This window comes from Kribbella sandramycini (assembly GCF_013131805.1).
GTDB lineage: Bacteria > Actinomycetota > Actinomycetes > Propionibacteriales > Kribbellaceae > Kribbella > Kribbella sandramycini.
In genome coordinates, this window is the sequence record NZ_JABJRC010000030.1 from 1 (window position 1) to 627 (window position 627).

The 627-nt window shown below is 70.0% G+C and carries 1 protein-coding gene; it reads left to right on the forward strand.

Translation table 11 applies throughout. The features are described 5' to 3' along the window. Positions 1–10: 10 nt before the first annotated feature. The coding region (locus HPO96_RS37455; protein WP_171679237.1) for a fasciclin domain-containing protein at positions 11–627 on the forward strand (617 nt) is incomplete at its 3' end.

Sequence of the window (627 nt, forward strand, 5' to 3'; positions counted from 1 at the left end):
AGAGATCGTCATGTCCAAGAAGTTCGTTCGCGCCGGCCTCGCCGCGTCTGCCGTGGTCCTCGTCCTCGCGACGGCGGCCTGTGGCGGTGGCGACAGCAACTCCAGCGACACCCCCGCGTCCCAGCCGACCTCCGCGCCGACCAGCGCCCCCTCCAGCGAGACCTCCATGGACAACGCCGCCGGCCTCGTCGGCCCCGGCTGCGCCGACTACGCCAAGGCCAACCCCAGCGGCGCCGGCTCCATCGACGGCATGGCCGCCGCACCCCTGGCCACCGCCGCCTCCGGCAACCCGCTGCTCAAGACCCTGGTCGCCGCCGTCTCCGGCAAACTGAACCCGAAGGTCAACCTCGTCTCGACCCTCAACGGCGGCGAGTTCACCGTCTTCGCCCCGGTCGACACCGCGTTCGCCAAGATCGACGCCAAGACCATCGAGGTCCTCAAGAAGGACGACGCGCTGCTCACCAAGATCCTGACCTACCACGTCGTCCCCGGCCAGCTCGACCCGACCGCGGTCGTCGGCAAGCAGACCACCGTCGAGAAGCAGGACGTCACCGTCAGCGGCTCCGGCGACGCCCTCAAGGTCAACGACGCCAACGTCGTCTGCGGCGGCGTCAAGACCGCCAACGC